This window comes from Massilia sp. Root418 (assembly GCF_001425265.1).
Lineage (GTDB): Bacteria > Pseudomonadota > Gammaproteobacteria > Burkholderiales > Burkholderiaceae_D > Rugamonas.
This window is the reverse complement of sequence record NZ_LMEC01000020.1, coordinates 36006-50470: the sequence shown is the minus strand read 5'-3', so window position 1 is coordinate 50470 and position 14465 is coordinate 36006. Positions and strand designations below refer to the sequence as shown.

17 protein-coding genes and 2 pseudogenes are annotated in these 14465 nt (G+C 57.6%); 10 read left to right on the top strand and 9 right to left on the bottom strand.

Features of this window, described 5'->3' with window-relative positions; all coding sequences use genetic code 11:
* The first annotated feature begins 308 nt into the window (after positions 1–308).
* The 3 genes from ASC94_RS12815 to ASC94_RS12805 all read left to right on the top strand — a co-directional run bounded on the left by ASC94_RS12815 (position 309) and on the right by ASC94_RS12805 (position 1365).
* Positions 309–557 carry a hypothetical protein gene (locus ASC94_RS12815; RefSeq protein WP_157201423.1) on the top strand — a complete coding sequence of 83 codons (249 nt, stop codon included), beginning with the start codon at positions 309–311 and terminating at the stop codon, positions 555–557.
* On the top strand, positions 554–763 hold the full coding sequence (locus ASC94_RS12810) for a hypothetical protein (RefSeq protein WP_056395160.1): 210 nt from the start codon (positions 554–556) through the stop codon (positions 761–763). Before ASC94_RS12815 ends, ASC94_RS12810 begins: the two co-directional genes overlap by 4 nt.
* A 143-nt stretch (positions 764–906) precedes the next feature.
* Positions 907–1365 (top strand): hypothetical protein, encoded by a 459-nt coding sequence (locus ASC94_RS12805; protein WP_157201422.1) that lies wholly within the window; start codon positions 907–909, stop codon positions 1363–1365.
* Here the strand turns inward: ASC94_RS12805 and ASC94_RS12800 are convergent.
* Positions 1351–1581 (bottom strand): hypothetical protein, encoded by a 231-nt coding sequence (locus tag ASC94_RS12800; protein ID WP_056395156.1) that lies wholly within the window; start codon positions 1579–1581, stop codon positions 1351–1353. The genes ASC94_RS12805 and ASC94_RS12800 overlap by 15 nt on opposite strands.
* 169 nt (positions 1582–1750) lie before the next feature.
* Here ASC94_RS12800 and ASC94_RS12795 point away from each other — a divergent pair, with 169 nt between their 5' ends.
* Together ASC94_RS12795 and ASC94_RS12790 are read left to right on the top strand one after the other, a co-directional pair.
* Positions 1751–2032 carry a hypothetical protein gene (locus ASC94_RS12795; RefSeq protein WP_157201421.1) on the top strand — a complete coding sequence of 94 codons (282 nt, stop codon included), beginning with the start codon at positions 1751–1753 and terminating at the stop codon, positions 2030–2032.
* A complete protein-coding gene (locus ASC94_RS12790) occupies positions 2016–2369 on the top strand; it encodes a hypothetical protein (protein WP_056395151.1) in 354 nt (117 codons plus the stop codon). Before ASC94_RS12795 ends, ASC94_RS12790 begins: the two co-directional genes overlap by 17 nt.
* Before the next feature lie 155 nt (positions 2370–2524).
* On the opposite strand, the gene ASC94_RS31835 is transcribed toward ASC94_RS12790, so the two are convergent.
* Positions 2525–2815, bottom strand: coding sequence for an H-NS family nucleoid-associated regulatory protein (locus ASC94_RS31835; protein WP_082616476.1), 291 nt, complete (start codon positions 2813–2815; stop codon positions 2525–2527).
* A 242-nt stretch (positions 2816–3057) separates the two neighbouring features.
* Between ASC94_RS31835 and ASC94_RS31830 the strand changes: the two genes are divergently transcribed.
* From ASC94_RS31830 to ASC94_RS32565, 3 genes are all read left to right on the top strand, one after another.
* Positions 3058–3471, top strand: a complete 414-nt coding sequence (locus ASC94_RS31830) for an ankyrin repeat domain-containing protein (protein WP_082616475.1) — start codon at positions 3058–3060, stop codon at positions 3469–3471.
* A gap of 527 nt (positions 3472–3998) precedes the next feature.
* Positions 3999–4373: a hypothetical protein gene (locus tag ASC94_RS33680; RefSeq protein WP_229417255.1), complete on the top strand. Its 375-nt coding sequence runs from the start codon at positions 3999–4001 to the stop codon at positions 4371–4373.
* Complete coding sequence (locus tag ASC94_RS32565; protein WP_162251420.1) at positions 4363–4809, top strand: hypothetical protein; 447 nt, start codon at positions 4363–4365, stop codon at positions 4807–4809. Before ASC94_RS33680 ends, ASC94_RS32565 begins: the two co-directional genes overlap by 11 nt.
* Positions 4810–4824: 15 nt before the next feature.
* Here the strand turns inward: ASC94_RS32565 and ASC94_RS12785 are convergent.
* Positions 4825–5975, bottom strand: a pseudogene (locus tag ASC94_RS12785) (IS3 family transposase).
* 204 nt (positions 5976–6179) lie between these two features.
* Here ASC94_RS12785 and ASC94_RS12775 point away from each other — a divergent pair.
* Positions 6180–6800 (top strand): response regulator transcription factor, encoded by a 621-nt coding sequence (locus ASC94_RS12775; protein ID WP_056395148.1) that lies wholly within the window; start codon positions 6180–6182, stop codon positions 6798–6800.
* 24 nt (positions 6801–6824) lie between these two features.
* Here the strand turns inward: ASC94_RS12775 and ASC94_RS12770 are convergent, their stop codons facing one another.
* Complete coding sequence (locus ASC94_RS12770) at positions 6825–8309, bottom strand: sensor histidine kinase (RefSeq protein WP_082616474.1); 1485 nt, start codon at positions 8307–8309, stop codon at positions 6825–6827.
* Positions 8310–8541: 232 nt separating this feature from the next.
* Positions 8542–9351, bottom strand: a complete 810-nt coding sequence (locus ASC94_RS12765) for an ABC transporter substrate-binding protein (RefSeq protein ID WP_157201419.1) — start codon at positions 9349–9351, stop codon at positions 8542–8544.
* Between the two features lie 827 nt (positions 9352–10178).
* On the opposite strand from ASC94_RS12765, the gene ASC94_RS12760 reads away from it, so the two are divergent.
* Positions 10179–11144: a LysR family transcriptional regulator gene (locus tag ASC94_RS12760; RefSeq protein WP_162251419.1), complete on the top strand. Its 966-nt coding sequence runs from the start codon at positions 10179–10181 to the stop codon at positions 11142–11144.
* Positions 11145–11452: 308 nt separating this feature from the next.
* On the opposite strand, the gene ASC94_RS33190 is transcribed toward ASC94_RS12760, so the two are convergent.
* The 4 genes and pseudogenes from ASC94_RS33190 to ASC94_RS12745 form a co-directional block, all read right to left on the bottom strand.
* A complete protein-coding gene (locus ASC94_RS33190; RefSeq protein ID WP_056395142.1) occupies positions 11453–11698 on the bottom strand; it encodes a hypothetical protein in 246 nt (81 codons plus the stop codon).
* Positions 11686–12006: pseudogene (locus ASC94_RS34035) on the bottom strand (sigma 54-interacting transcriptional regulator); the annotation flags it as partial. The gene ASC94_RS33190 and the pseudogene ASC94_RS34035, both read right to left, overlap by 13 nt.
* A gap of 38 nt (positions 12007–12044) precedes the next feature.
* Positions 12045–12305, bottom strand: coding sequence for a sigma 54-interacting transcriptional regulator (locus ASC94_RS34285; RefSeq protein WP_200955679.1), 261 nt, complete (start codon positions 12303–12305; stop codon positions 12045–12047).
* A 6-nt stretch (positions 12306–12311) separates the two neighbouring features.
* Positions 12312–13469 carry a diguanylate cyclase gene (locus ASC94_RS12745; RefSeq protein ID WP_162251418.1) on the bottom strand — a complete coding sequence of 386 codons (1158 nt, stop codon included), beginning with the start codon at positions 13467–13469 and terminating at the stop codon, positions 12312–12314.
* Between the last annotated feature and the right edge of the window lie 996 nt (positions 13470–14465).

The window sequence follows — 14465 nt, the reverse complement described above, 5'->3', positions numbered from 1 at the left end:
TTGAACAAGGCGTTGCGGTCGTCACCCGTCTTCATCTTGCCGGTATCGCTGCCGGCATGGTTCTGCGCTGCCTGTGCAGGATCGTCTTTGTATTACCATTGGTTGGCGCCGGCACCCTGTGCCTGCGTTCGTGGAAGCGACATTGCGCGCTTTCCTAGGTTGAGGCCCTGATTCGTCAGAATCACGGGCCTTTTTTCTGCCCGCTCGCGCGGGCCGACCCAGTGGCGCCGTTCCGGCGCACGGCGGGGACATGGTTCCCGCCCATGGGAATGGCCGTCTCCGCTTTCATGTAGAAAAGGAGAGGCACCATGTTCCACATTGATGAAAAGGGACGTCCCGCGCGTCCCGTCTGCGCGTTGCTGGACGGCGTACACGCCGACCCGCCGCGCGCGAAGAAGCCTGTTCCGCCGTGCAGCACCGTCGCGCTGGACCGTTGGCGCGCACGCGGCGACGCGTTCGTTGCCAGCAAAGCGGTGCTGCTGACCGCGTCCGTGCCTGGCGCCCTGGGCGTGTTGATCGGGCACCTGCTGTCGTGTGCCTGGGGGATGTTGTCATGAGGTCGGTCGTGTACGGCGGCTGCATCGAGCCGGAGGGGTATAAGTTGGAGGACGTGTCGTATGAAGACGTCTGTCAGGCGTGCGGCCAGCCCGGCGCGCGCTACCGCCGCTGGGAAACGGCCGACGGCGCGATCAACCAGCACTGGCAGGTCAACTGTCGCGCCTGTGGCCATGAGGACGGCGACATGTTCTGGGGCCAGCCGTAGGCGCGTCGTCTGCGGTGCAAGCTAACGGCGATGCGGCTGGCGCCGCCGTGGAGGTAACGAGGAGAGAGTGTGTGTGTTGAACCGGCGGGGCATCGATGTCCCGCGAGGGCCCGGTGCCGCGCCATATTTTGATGGAGGTCACCATGAGCAAGGAATGGGAAGATCGGCCCGGGCGCAACGCGCGCCGCATGGGCCGCGAGGAGGAACGGGTGTGGGCCGAGTTTTACCGGGCAGCCGGTGATCCGGCCGTCGCGGCCGAACTGATCGCGCATATGGACCAGGACGAGCAGGCCAGGCGGCAGCATTCCGGCCTGTACCTGCGCTGCCGCCAGTCGCTGCGGCGCGAAAAAGAACGGCGCCAGCGGGCGCAGGCGGCAGGCAAGGCGCTCCGTAAGCTGGCGTGGGCGTTGCTTGGCAGTCCGCTCGCCGCACTCCTGCGCGCAGGACGGTTCTGTTGCGACGCCGGTGCGGCGCTGTTTGGTTTGCGGGACGAGCCTGCGGCCGGCCAGCTGCGCAAGCTCGGCAAGCGCACCAAGCATGCCGTGCCGACGGCGCCGGTGGAAGCGAAGGCGCAGGCGCAGGCCGGCTCAGACGGCCGCTAGCTGGTGCCCCTCCAGGCACCCGAGGTAGGCATCGTCGATCAGACGGTGCAGTTCCCGGGTGGCCCTGGAGGTGCCCCAGTAGTGGCGCTTGCACTTGTTGATGTAGCGGTGCAGATCGTCCATGCGCCGGATCGGGCCGGGTTCGAAGCCGGTGATGTGGATCAGGTAGTCGATCTCGGCCTGGGTCAGGCGGATATGGGGTCCTAGTCGCAGCATGGATCTTGGCCGTGGCGTGAGCAGTTGATGGAAATGCGGTGCAGGCGCGCTTGCGCGGGTCCGGTTCGCTGGTAACCATGGTAGGCATGGATTCCAGCGCGTTCAACCGTGCCGCGGGGGAACGGCGCTTTTGCCGCGAACAGGTAGTCATGCGAAGAAGGAGGTCATCATGAAACGCATGGAGTGGCAGCCACAACAGGATAGGCCGGGCACGCAGCTCGACGCGCTGTGCGCCCCGCTGTTGGCGTGGCTGGAGCAGCTAAGGCCGGGCAGGCGGCTGCGGGCGCGGGACGGTACGCCGTTCATTCGCACCAACCGCACCTGCATCTGCTTTTGCAATCTGAAGGATGGTTCCTTGTGCTCGGCCAGGGATATTTGCCGCGATTATGGCGGCGTGGCCTGGGACGAGCTGAAAGTGCAGGAAGGAGCGGAACATGACCAGTGTCGGTAGTGATGGCGGGGCACGCTCGCGCCCCTTGTGCGGCGGTGCACCGGAAGACGAGGCCGTTCCGGGGCAGGCCGAGTGGGTCGCGCTGGAGCAGTGGCGTGCAAGCTGGCGGCCGGAGGTCGATTTGTTGGGTGGCACCGAAGAGCTGCGCGCCTTGTTCCGGCGTGCGATGCGGCATGGGTACGCCGCCTATGTGGCTGGCGCCAGGGCGATGCCAACGCTGTTCGCGCTGGACAGTTCGTTGGCAGCGATGTGGCAGCAAGGCTTCGCCGACGCGCGGAGGGATGCGGCGATCGGCGTTGTGTGCCAGCCAGCGTGCGACGTGGCGCAACGCGCTTAGGACGGAACGATGATGCGGGAGGCAAAGGGGCGGCGCGGTACGGCCGCCCCTTGCATTACGGGCATTGTTCGCGGCGTTGAGGCCGCAGTGGTGGCAGCGCCAAGAAACTGATCAGATGCGCTGTCGGCATTTATCTGGCGCGCGCCGCATCCGATTTAACGAACGAGGAATTGACCTTTATCTTTACCGTCCAGCCATTTCGGTGCGCGTCCGCGTCCGGTCCAGGTGGACCCGGTCGCCTCATCCCTATATTTGACTTCAACAGCCTTGCGCGCGGCCTTGGGAGGCTTTACGCCTTCGCCGATATCGGCCACGGTCAATCCGTATTCGCGCATAATGGATAGAATCTGTGCCCGTGCACCGGCAACCTCGTTGCGGCGAGCCTCTTCAGCCTTGGCTTGAAGTTCTGCGATTTGCTTCTGGTAGTCCTGATACGTAGCTGACATGGAGGGCCTTTCAGGTGGTTGGAATGAGCGATTGTACATCGTAGAACTGTTGATGCCACGCTCTGCAGTCGAAGCTTTTCCACGGTCGGCCGAGGACGAAATTTGCTCAACGGTGAGAATATGCGTATTTTTCTACTTGTGCAAGGTGATATCCTTTTGTGGCTACCCATTCTCGGCCAAAAGCTGTCCGTCGAGTGAATAAAGTTCCGCGCCGGAATTGTAGAAGCTGCTATTGGATTAACATGGTCTATCGGGAAGATTGGTTTGACGTTGAACAACTACATCGTGCTGCCCAGGTAGGAAATCACGCAGAGGTCGAACGACTCTTGAATGATCGCTTCGATGTCAATTTATTCGATGACCTGTGTCGAACGCCGTTGCACTATGCTGTCGAAGAAGGGCATTATGCAACTGCGGAATTGCTTGTGAGTCGAGGTGCTGATGTAAATGCACATGACGAGGAAAAAATTGGTGAAACTCCGCTCAGCTTTGCCGTGCAGGGCAACTGCCTTGAAATGGTCCAGCTGCTAATGACGCATGGAGCTAATTCCCAAATTGCCGGATGGATGGGCGCGACGGCTCGGTCCCGGGCGCACGGCCGTGGTGACGTGATTGGTAAGCAGATTTGTGCAATTATTGATCGATATGCGGTCTGAATGTCACCTTATTTCAGGCAGATACCGGCCAGGAGCGGACGGTGCAAGATTTGACTTCAATCTACTATGGATGTGATATCAAGTTCACACATCTTCAATGGTAATGTTCATTAAAATGTCACCCTCAAATATGACTGGCATCCCCAATAAAGATAATGTAGTCGCAACAGGGACCTTTCTGTACGATAATACGATTGAATGCGACATCTGTATAGTGTATAGCCCCGTTCGCTTCGGTAGCGGCGACTACGAAGACTTACCGGAGCTGGAAAATGATATCGAAGTTGATACTTACTATTTGTGGTTCGGTTCGACGACGGAGCGAAACTACTTTAACGCCGGTGGTGGCGGGTTTTCCTCGCTCCAGGACGCAATGAAAAATGCAGAAGGCAGGCCCGGCTTCGGCGATCTGTACGATGGAAGTAATTTTAGGCCTTTGCAGCTGAGACCGCCATCGGCCAGTAGCGGACTGTCACGATTACCGCAGCAATGCGTGTTTTTGTACTAATAAATTCATCGGAGTTTGAATGCCAGAATTTTCCTGGGAACCACTAGATTTTCTTGATGCCTTGGGCGTAGTGCCTGTTGGCGAAGAGTACGGCATCTCGTATAGTTACTCAGTTGACCGCCAGCCGCTGAATTTAGCTATTACCATCTGGCCGATGGCAGGTGATGTGGAGCTGGCGATTCGCTGTGAAGGGATGACAGAGCCCGTGGTTCTCTTAAATCTTTTAGGTAGCCCTGGCGCGAGAGTAGTGACTGGCAAGGATGGTAAGTTTATCGAGTTCGCTGCTGCAAATTTATTTGCTGGACGATACGACATCACCCGACCTGCCCCATACGGCTTCCGTCTCAAACTAGAGCCCAACTGGCAAGTTACAGCATTCAGTTATGACGTATAGCGGCCATCAGCGGTCAATCAAAAAATATGCGATGCAGCGAATGGATGATTTGAAAATAAGGGAATTGGTAAAGAGCCTAGACACGACGAGCGCAGGCGACCAAGAAGCAACCTGGGCTCAGTTACGCCCGCTTGGAGTGGACGTCGTTCCGTTTTTGGCTGACGCCTATGACAGCACAAAAAAAGCGCAAGGTCGTGTAGCTCTCGCCTTTCACGCTATTCGTTATGCTCGCATTTCCCAAACTGCATTCGAACTAGGTATCCGCGCCCTTAATGACAAAGCGGCACTGGTTCGCTACCGAGCGTGCTGCATCTGTGCGTATTCTTTGCGTGCCGATGCGATTCCCCACCTGAAGGAATTGCTCAATCGTTCGGATGCAAAGACTGCTGAGGATGCGGCAGCTGCGATAGATGCGATTAAGCGAAAGAATCATTGAATCGCCACGAGTCTGCTAGACACCCGCGAGCCGTTCAAAATGCCTTCGCTCAAACTCTGCCGGCGAAAGCCTGTCATTAAATCCGTGACGGCGCTTCGGATTGTAGAACATCTCGATGTAGTCGAAGATGTCCTGCCGGGCGACGTCCCTGGTTGCATAAGTCTTGCGCTTGATGCGCTCGCGCTTCAGAAGCTGAAAGAAGCTTTCAGCACAAGCATTATCGTGACAGTTTCCACGTCGGCTCATGCTCGGCTCGAGCCTGTGCTCAGTCAAAAAATCGCGCCAGTCCTTGCTGGTGAACTGCGAGCCCTGATCCGAATGAACCATCACCGGATCGGTCGGCTTGCGTCGCCAAACCGCCATCAGCAGCGCATTCATGGCCAGCTCCGTATCAATCCGTGAACGCATCGACCACCCGACGACCTGGCGTGAAAAGAGGTCGAGCACAACTGCCAGGTATAGCCAGCCTTCATGGGTTCGAACGTAGGTTATGTCTGTCACCCAAACCCGATTTGGTTCAAGCACGTCGAATTGCCGCTGTAGATGATTCGGCGCCACCACCGATGGCACGCCGCCGCCTTTCCACTTGCGCTTGCCGTATCCGGTCTGCGAGCGCAGGCCGGCTGAGCGCATGATGCGGTGAACGCGATTGATGCCACATCGCTCTCCGAGATCACGCAGATCGTCGCATACCTTGCGGTAGCCGTAGACCGCGCCGCTTTCCAGCCATGACTGCTTAATGTGACCGAGCAGGCGCTTGTCTTCCTTGGCCCGCTTGCTTTCTGGCTAAACGCGCCACGCATAGAAGCCGCTGGGATGAACTCCCATCATCTTGCACAAGCGCCGCACCGGAAATTCGTCCTGTATTTCTTGAATGAAGGCGTACCTTACCCGGACGTCTTGGCAAAGTACACCGCGGCCTTTTTCAAGATGTCACGCTCCTCGGTAACGCGCTTCAGCTCGGCCTTTAGTCGCCGCATCTCGTCGGACTGGGCATCCTGAGCCTTGCGCTCGACTTCGGGTACGCCGTAACGCTTTGTCCATGCATAAATGCTGTGGATGCTGACGCCAAGCCGTTCAGCGACCTCGGCCGCAGGATGGCCGCGATCAACAACCTGCTTGACCGCAGCGACCTTAAATTCTTCTGTATACCGCTTCCTGCTCATGATTTCTCCCTTGCCTAAATTATGGCTCAGGAGTGTCTACGATGCTCGTGGCGCTTCAACCTTGCCATCTGCCAGTGCATCAACGAGGTGCAAGGGGGGGGCGTCCCTGGTGCGGATCAGATACCGCATGGCTGCAATTTTACCTTTACAATGGCAGCGCAGGCGCTTGGCGGCGCTTGCCGTAAGCCTGCTTAGGAACACAGAATGAAACCAGTGATTTATGTCGTAGATGACGACGACGCCGTTCGCGGCTCCGTGGTGAACCTGCTCGCTGCGGAAGGCTTTGACACAAGTGATTTCGCTACCGGTAGCGCTTTCTTTGCTGCGGCTAAGCCCGAAGCGCCATCCTGCCTGATCTGCGACATGGCCATGCCTGAATCAACTGGACTGGATGTCGCGGCGGAATTTGCGAACCGGGGGCTGGCGATGCCCATCATCTTCATGACCGGGTATGGCACTATTCCATTGACCGTGCAGGCGATGAAAGCAGGGGCCAAGGACTTCCTGATCAAGCCAGTCAATCCGGAGCAGTTGCTCGTTGCGGTGCGCGAAGCGCTTGCTTTCGATGAGGCCAGCTATGGCCGTCGCCGCGAGTTGGCCGAATTACGTGGTAGGTATGCCGGTCTGACGCGACGCGAGCAGGAGACAATGGCGCTGGTGATCGGCGGACTGTTGATCAAGCAATTGGCACACCGATTGGGTGTGAGCGAGATCATGGCGAAGATCCACAAGCGGAACCTGATGGAAAAGATGGCTGCGCGCTCGCTGCCGGATCTGGTGCGCCAGGCCGAACAGCTCGGAATTGCTAAGTCGGGTAGCCGTTGAAACGACGGCATTCGCTGGTGACAATCACTGAAGCCGATCAATCGGAAAACGGATACGAAAGCGTGCGCCATGCGGATCTTGGGGCTCGAACACGATGGTGCCGTGATGGGAATGAATGATTGCCAGGCAGATCGGCAGGCCCAAACCGGAATTGCCGGCTTTTGTAGTGAAGCGACCGCTGAAAATGAGGTCGCGATGTGTCGGCTCAACCCCGGGGCCGTTATCTTCTACCGTGATCTCGATTTGTTCGCCTTTTACTCCTGAAGTCCCTACAATGATGTGCCGGGTACCAGGCAGGCGCTGGTCACCCGAAAGCGCTTCGATGGAATTCATGACAAGGTTCGTGATCACTTGCTTGAGCTGGACCCGATCTGCCTGTATTTGCGCGCTGCCCGAATTGAGTTCGAGCTTCGTCCTGATGTCGTGCTGGCGGAGATTGCACTCCAACATGCACATGACATCGACAATAGCCTGGTCGACGTCTACGCTTTCGGCTTGATTCTCTTCGTGGGTTGCAAGTCGCTTGACAGAACGAACGATTTCTCCAGCTTGAGTTCCGGCTTCACTGATGGAGTGTAACGATTTCAGTGCCCGTTCCACGTTAGGCTCTGCGCGGCAGAGCCATTTGTGCGCGGCCGCTGCGTGCAGGGCAATTGCCGCCAGCGGCTGATTCATTTCATGCGCTATCGAGAGCTCGATTTCCTCCGCTCGCGCCTTCCGGCGCAGTGCACTGTCGGAAGCTGCGTCCGCCGCCAGAAAGCTATCCACGCAGCCCCACTCGCTGGTCAGCATGTCGACGCGGCCGGCTACTCCCGACCTTTTGTAGCTCGTTAGCGCCAGCCGACGATAATGGACCACTGCCGTGTGCAACCATGCTTGCGACGCTGCCAAAGCCGCTTCTTCGGCTGCTACGGCGGCTATCCAATGTTGCCCGAGCTGGGCAGCATTGTCGTATGCGCGCTCCAGGCTCGCAAGCGCGACCAGGGTCTGTCCCGCGCATCGCTCGTTCACTGCGGCGGCCAGTTCGGCAACGACCGAGGCGCTAGCGGAGGCGGCACTTGCCAGACGCCTTAGCTCAGCGCAGTGGAGATTTGTTGTGCCGATGTTCGATGACTTCAGGCGACCTTGGGTAAGTACGGAGAAAAGGTGATAGCGAAGAACGTCTGATGTCGGAGTTAGCGGTGACATTAAGCTTGCCGCGCGCCTTGCGGCATCGTCCGCACTTGCATAATCTCCGGCAATCCAAAGCCTCTGCACTTGCGCTAGCGCTTGATCGAAGCAACGTGCTCGGGAAGCCTCCCGTTGCATGCCGAGATCCACCTCACAACTTTTACTCGTGGCGCAATCAATCTGCTCGCGGGCTTGCGAGGATTGTTCAAAGCCAAGCAAATGTGAACCTTCGAGTGCGGCCGCTCCAGATAACCTACCCGTGATTGGCCACGAGTAGAGTAGGTGAAGTGAAACTTCCTGCGGCGTGGGAGATTTGGCAAACGTGTCCCGTGGGCTCATCAGCTGTGCTTTCTAGTGTGCTGCAGTGGCGCGAGGCTGATCTGCGTGTTGTCATTCTGCATCGGTATCGGCATTTGGCAAGCGTGAACGTTGTCGTCGATGTTATCAATTCTAGTCGGTGGGGTCGGGCTCCGCGTTGCATGCCTTGCGCCCTAAATGCCTGTCTTGCGGTTCGGTGGATTGATAGGTCGGCCAATCGGCAAGCCGTATACGGGCATCGGTTTTTAAACCGTTACATTGACGGAATTCCCCATTCGTCTAATATTTTTCTTAACGTACCGTCCTGCTTCATGGCGCCCAGCGCCGCGTTGAAGTTCCGAACAATCAACTCCGCATCCTTTGTATTTTTGTTTATGCCAAAATGGATTGGCAAAACCAGCAAGTCCTCTTCGGAAGATACTATCGATCTTAATTCGGGATGCCTCGCCATATTGCGTTGTATATTATGTTGAATGATCAAACGATCCTCGATGGCGACGTCTATTCGCCTGATTGTAAGTTTCAGCAAATTCTGAATCGCGTGATCCACCGGCTGCATCGACAGTCCCGGTTCTCTCAGGAATCCGTCGCTGTAGTCGTAATCGCGCCCGATTCCGACCTCCAGGCCCCGGAGTTCGCTGAGTTTTCGAAATCCGACGAAGTTTCCAGTCATTGCGACGACAGCGATCCTGCTGTCCAGGTATTTGTCACTGAACAAAAGTCGTTGCGCGCGAGCAGTGGTGGCGTATACGGCGACCACGCCGTCGGCCGCTCCATGATATGTTGTATGCAACGCCCGGGGCCAGTTGGAAAAGCTTATGGTGACCTCGTAGCCGGCGCGATTTAACGCAGCGCGGACGATTTGAGTGGCCACTCCCTGCTGCATTACGTCGCTGCCGGTATACGGTTGCCATTCATTGGCTATCAGTTTGATTGGCCGCGCCGCCTGCACGCCACCGCTGACACCCAACCCGGCTGACAGTAGTGCCAACCAAACTGCGATCGAACGATAGAGCCGAGCATTATCTGTTTGCCAAAAAATACGTTTTAATATCTCGTGCACCTTTTCTCCGCTAAGTGCTTATCAAATGTAGGTTACTGCTGAGTTATGCTACCACGATCGAATTTTCGCCGCATCTCCAATGCGGTCATTTTTGCAATGTTTGGCAATAACAAATATTTATTCGGCTCATAACTTTTTTTAATTGGATCGCCGCTTTCGGTTCCGATATGATCCGCCGGGAAAACGGGATCGCAACCAGCAGTTGATATGTCGGAGTGCGGAAACGATTGCCGAATTCTTGATACTCCTTCTTGGCACGCTACTCAGCCTGTCGACCTCAACTGAAAACCTTGTCGAAGCTGGCGTCACCGCGGCGGCGGCAGCGCTCGTTTGTGCGACAGCGGCACAGTTCGCAGTGGAGCATGGCTGCAAAGTGATATCGGCGCCGGAGACCAGGTCATCAGCATAGTTGCCGGCTGAGGCTATCGACTCGCTTCGCCGCGATGCGTCTTTGTGCGCGCTCCGCATGCTGATCACCGTAACCTTCGTCACGCCTTCTGGCATACAGCCGGCGAGCATTTTGGGGAACCTCCACGCTCGCGTGGAGGAGTGTTGGGTATCGTGGGCGATGATCGCGTTGGCTTAAAGTCGAGTCTTCGCGCGGTAAGTCGCGTCGAAATGGCTCGCTGGAAATGCATGAGCCTATCAGTTTCTCAGCACCGTTTTACGATTTTAAAGCCAAGCCTGCGGCGGAACTGCCCGGCCGCTGTGCTAGCGAGGCGAGGCTCGAACGTAGGTCGAAGCGTCGTGGATCGGCTCAGTCATCAATGGGAACTAGGAGTAATATGCAGGCATTACCCACGTCAAACGGGTGGAGAAAAATGAGAATGGCGGAATCGAGGGTATATCACAACTTCATTCTTCTGGCGCAGGAGCTACATTTCGGGAGGGCCGCCGAGTTAGCTCACATCACCCAACCGGCGCTGAGCCAGCAAATCGCCCGGTTGGAGGACAGTCTGGGCGTTAAGCTCTTTGTGCGAGAGCAGCGGCAGCTGTCGTTGACGGCTGCTGGCGTCGTGTTTCGTGACGGTATTGCAAAGCTAATGAGCGACCTTGACCGTCTGACCGAACGCACCGTAGCCGCTGCGGGCGGCGAGGACTTCAGTATGGCGATAGGCATTGTCGAGTACGCCAATTTGCCCATGCTTTCGGCCACCATGTCGATGCTGCAGCAAGCGTATCCTACAGCAAAGCTGACACGGCATAATATCTACTGCGGGCACCATGGTAGCGCGCTGATGCGTGGAGTCATCGACGTCGGCATTGGTATCATTTTGGCAGAATGGCAGCCGCCCATGGAATTGTCGGACGGGATCCGGAGCCTGCGAATAGCCAGCAGTCAATGGCGCCTGCTTCTGCCGCAGCATCATCACCTTGCGTCCGCCAGTAGGTTGCCGCTGCAGTGCCTCGAGCATGAGAACGTGATCCTCCCGGCGCGCGAAATCAATCCACCCGTGTATGACGGCATTATGAATGCGTGCAACGTCGCAGGCATCAGGCCTAACGTCGTCTATGAGGCCACCCAGGCGTTGTTTGGCATCCAGTTGGTGCGTGACGGCTTGGGCCTGATGCTGGGCAGTGCCTACTCACTCGATGTGGCGCCGCCAGGGATGGTGATTGTGCCGCTTGATGGACTCCCCGCACTGGAAATCATCGCGAACTCGCGGGCGGACGAAGGCAGGAAAATTGTGAAGCGCTTTCTAGAACTGCTCGATCTTGAGGCGCACCGCTATGCAGAACTCAGCACTGCGCCAGATGACTCGAACATGCGCATGTCCACCGAGACGCCATAAACCGGATCGGCAACCTCGGGACATTGATATAGCTCAGGTAGCCTGCCGATGGACGATACGGCGGGGTCTGTCGGGCAATCGGCCAATTTGTCAGCAGATGCAAGCCATGCCACAGCCATGAGCGCAACAACGGAGTGCATGGGCTCAGCCCGTGGCGCGATTCTAGCCCTCACAGCATCTCAGCCGCTAACTGAGCTGCGGCCGTGCGATGCCGAGCAGCCGCGCTGCACCGGACAGGTTCCCTTGCAGCGCGCGACGGCTTCGCGCAGCACCATATTGCCCAGATACGGGAGCGACATTCCGCTGCCTTAGATCTTCTCGCACGGCGCGCTGTCCCGTTCGCGCTCAGCGGCAACCAATTCGCCCGAATGATCGACGGCGACCCGCTCCATCTCGGGCAGCACAAAGATCGGGAACAGGTCCCTGCATTCTATCCAGTTGCCAGGCCCTGCCAGAATGACTCCGCGCTCTATGATGTTTCCAAGCTCGCGAACGTTGCCGGGCCAGCCGTAGGCCAGCAGAGCCTGCATGGCCAGATCGGTCACGCCGGCCAACGTTTCTCGTGCAGCGCGCAGAACTTCTCGACCATCGTCGACACCATGGACGGGATATCGCTGCAGCGCTCGCGCAGCGGGGGAATCAGGGCCGGGTAGACGCTCAGGCGATAGTACAGATCGGCGCGGAAGCGTCCCGCCTTGACTGCCTCCGGAAGGTCGACGTTGGTCGCCGCGACGACGCGCACGTCCGCCTTGCGCGAACGGTCGTCTCCCAGCCTTTCAATCTCGCCTTCCTGCAGAGCGCGCAGCAATTTGGCCTGCGAGCCCAGCGGCAGTTCGCCAAGTTCATTGAGAAGCCGTGTGCAACCATCGGCACGTTCGAATTTGCCCTCGCGTGAACTGGCTACCCCCGTGTAGGTTCCTTTCCACGCCGAACAGTTTCGCTTCGATCAGGTGTGCGGCAGTGCTGCGCAGTTGATTGTCGCGAAAGGCTTCTCAGCATGCTTGCTTCTGCTGTGAATCGCACGCAGCGCTCCCTGCCGACGCCGGTCTCGCCCGACAGAAGCACGGTGACGTTGGTTTCAGCTGCCATCTCCACCAAGCGATAGGCCTGCCTGAAGCTTGGCGAATCGCCCTGCTTGTCGACTACAATCAATTCAGGCACTGTTCTCTAGCTTGAACTGCATACGCGATTGCGGCCGAAACCTTTAGCGAGGTAGAGGTGGTTGTCGGCTACGCTTATCAGCTTGGAGAATTCAAATCCGTCGTGAAATGTCGAAGTCGACATCCCTATGCTGACGGTTGCGCCTGAAGGCAGGGCGTTGTGCAATTTCGTTTCTTCGCAAAATTGTGCTCGGATGCGCTCTGCAAATTGCAGGATGGCCGTTTCATCCTGGCTTTCGATGACGATGCAAAACTCTTCGCCACCCCAGCGGCATGGGATGATGCTTGGGGTGGCGGACTTGCGCAATAGCTTTCCCATTATGATGAGTACTTCATCGCCGATGTCGTGCCCATGCATGTCATTGATACTCTTGAAAAAATCGATATCCAAGAGTAGCACCGAGATGGATGTGACCGGACGAGCCGACTTCAAAAGGCGGTCGACATGCGAGCGTAGCCCTCGTCGATTGAGAATCCCGGTGAGCACATCTATCTCGGCCAGATTTTTGAGCTCAAGCACGAGTCGAAGCATGATGAGCAAAAAGAGAATCCAACTTCCAAGCAGTACATTTGAAACCGCATTCAAAATGATAATCAAGCTGAATAGCCAAAAATCGTGCGGCGAGGAGGCAGCATCTGCTTCGATAACGGCGAGTAATGCCTGCAGAAGGGCGGCGGCGGCTTGGGCAAACGTCAACACGGCGGCAATGATATAGGCATAACGCGCGTGCGGCTCGATATGCCGCCAAAAGAGCCAGGCAGCCCAGCCGTTGGCGCTGGCGTGAATAATGCCCAACGTAAATACACGCGCAGCCGAGTTCGGTGACACGAAAGTCAACGAACAGCTTAGAACAATGGTAACTGCTACCCAGATGGGTAATGTAAATCTGTTACAAGGCCGACCGACGAATTGAGCTGTTCCAACAAAAAATAGCACTTGGCCAGAAACTACAGGAGCATTGAAAAGAACGCTAGCCCACTGCGGGTCCTTGATCAAACCTGCGGCGTCGACAACGACAGCCAACCCTATTGTTAGCGAACTGGAAGCCCAGAGGCGCACGCCGCCGACGTGGCGGGCAGAGGCGTGCAGCAGAAAGAAGACACCACTAGCCAGAATGGAGGCCAATCCAAGCACTACCACCAAGGTCGGTTCATCGATGTCCATGTGGGCGTAGCCTGCAAGCATGGTGGGGAATATAGGGCCCTTGTCCACAGTGTGGATGACCTGTGGATGAGGGCTTACGGCTATGGTAAGTGAAGTTCTGCCTCGAAACTTATCTAAATCTGACGAACTGGCTTGCCAGTTGCGGCGCGCTTGGATTGCGTTTCATATATACAACAAGCCGCGTAATATCGCTTACGTGATTTCGCATCGGCGGCATTCCGCGCACAGCATGGCCACACACGCGCCATTCATCGGCGGTTATGCTTCCCCGGAGGTACGCGCGGGTTGCCGGGACAACGCTTGAGTCGTGTTCGAACGTGGAGGCACCGAAATGCCATGGAGAAAGGACGCGTCTTCCAGCGACGGCACATGGTTCCTCGGGCGCGGGGGAGCTCTTTGGGTGCTCGCCTTGACTGCGGCGAGGATTGCGTAGCCAGTGCCAACTCTACTGCCGACAGCGAGGCGGAGACGCTTTCCACCCGGACGGTTGCCGGCGCGGTGGCAGTTCGGCCGCACGCAGGGGGGGCTGTCCGATACCCGACATCCCGCAGCTGGCGAGCGCTGCGTGGTCAAGATCGCGCGCAACCGCCCTCGTGTAACGGCATCGCGGATCTGCTTTGGTTGCCCCACTTGGTGGCGTGCTGGCATGTGTCCGCTTTGAGTCGTGCAGATCGCTGACACGAATCGTTCTAGCGCGCGCTAAACGCCCGCCGCTCGGCACAGGATGCCCAGTCGCGCTAGCGTTGGAGGGGGCGGCGGCCTTGCGATACTTCCAAGGGGAAGAATTGCAACGATGCCAGCATCGGGGTAAGCCGGGCAGTGCCAACCGTTCACCCCGACCGGCGCAGAGGCGGCAGTTGAGCGGTGCGTCAGTATAAATGCGTGGGGAATACGGCTTCCTCGCCCGGGCAAATCCCAACATTGATTTGGCGCGTGCAGTAAGCCGCGATCGGTACGCTGGCCTTGATCTATCCGATCTCGCGGTCGATTCTTAAC

Excerpts from the sequence above, each read along its gene's own strand:
- ASC94_RS12815 (WP_157201423.1), top strand. The coding sequence starts at position 309 with ATGTTCCACATTGATGAAAAGGGACGTCCCGCGCGTCCCGTCTGCGCG.
- ASC94_RS12810 (WP_056395160.1), top strand. The coding sequence starts at position 554 with ATGAGGTCGGTCGTGTACGGCGGCTGCATCGAGCCGGAGGGGTATAAG.
- ASC94_RS12805 (WP_157201422.1), top strand. The coding sequence starts at position 907 with ATGAGCAAGGAATGGGAAGATCGGCCCGGGCGCAACGCGCGCCGCATG.
- ASC94_RS12800 (WP_056395156.1), bottom strand. The coding sequence starts at position 1,581 with ATGCTGCGACTAGGACCCCATATCCGCCTGACCCAGGCCGAGATCGAC.
- ASC94_RS12795 (WP_157201421.1), top strand. The coding sequence starts at position 1,751 with ATGAAACGCATGGAGTGGCAGCCACAACAGGATAGGCCGGGCACGCAG.
- ASC94_RS12790 (WP_056395151.1), top strand. The coding sequence starts at position 2,016 with ATGACCAGTGTCGGTAGTGATGGCGGGGCACGCTCGCGCCCCTTGTGC.
- ASC94_RS31835 (WP_082616476.1), bottom strand. The coding sequence starts at position 2,815 with ATGTCAGCTACGTATCAGGACTACCAGAAGCAAATCGCAGAACTTCAA.
- ASC94_RS31830 (WP_082616475.1), top strand. The coding sequence starts at position 3,058 with ATGGTCTATCGGGAAGATTGGTTTGACGTTGAACAACTACATCGTGCT.
- ASC94_RS33680 (WP_229417255.1), top strand. The coding sequence starts at position 3,999 with ATGCCAGAATTTTCCTGGGAACCACTAGATTTTCTTGATGCCTTGGGC.
- ASC94_RS32565 (WP_162251420.1), top strand. The coding sequence starts at position 4,363 with ATGACGTATAGCGGCCATCAGCGGTCAATCAAAAAATATGCGATGCAG.
- ASC94_RS12775 (WP_056395148.1), top strand. The coding sequence starts at position 6,180 with ATGAAACCAGTGATTTATGTCGTAGATGACGACGACGCCGTTCGCGGC.
- ASC94_RS12770 (WP_082616474.1), bottom strand. The coding sequence starts at position 8,309 with ATGAGCCCACGGGACACGTTTGCCAAATCTCCCACGCCGCAGGAAGTT.
- ASC94_RS12760 (WP_162251419.1), top strand. The coding sequence starts at position 10,179 with ATGGCGGAATCGAGGGTATATCACAACTTCATTCTTCTGGCGCAGGAG.
- ASC94_RS12745 (WP_162251418.1), bottom strand. The coding sequence starts at position 13,469 with ATGGACATCGATGAACCGACCTTGGTGGTAGTGCTTGGATTGGCCTCC.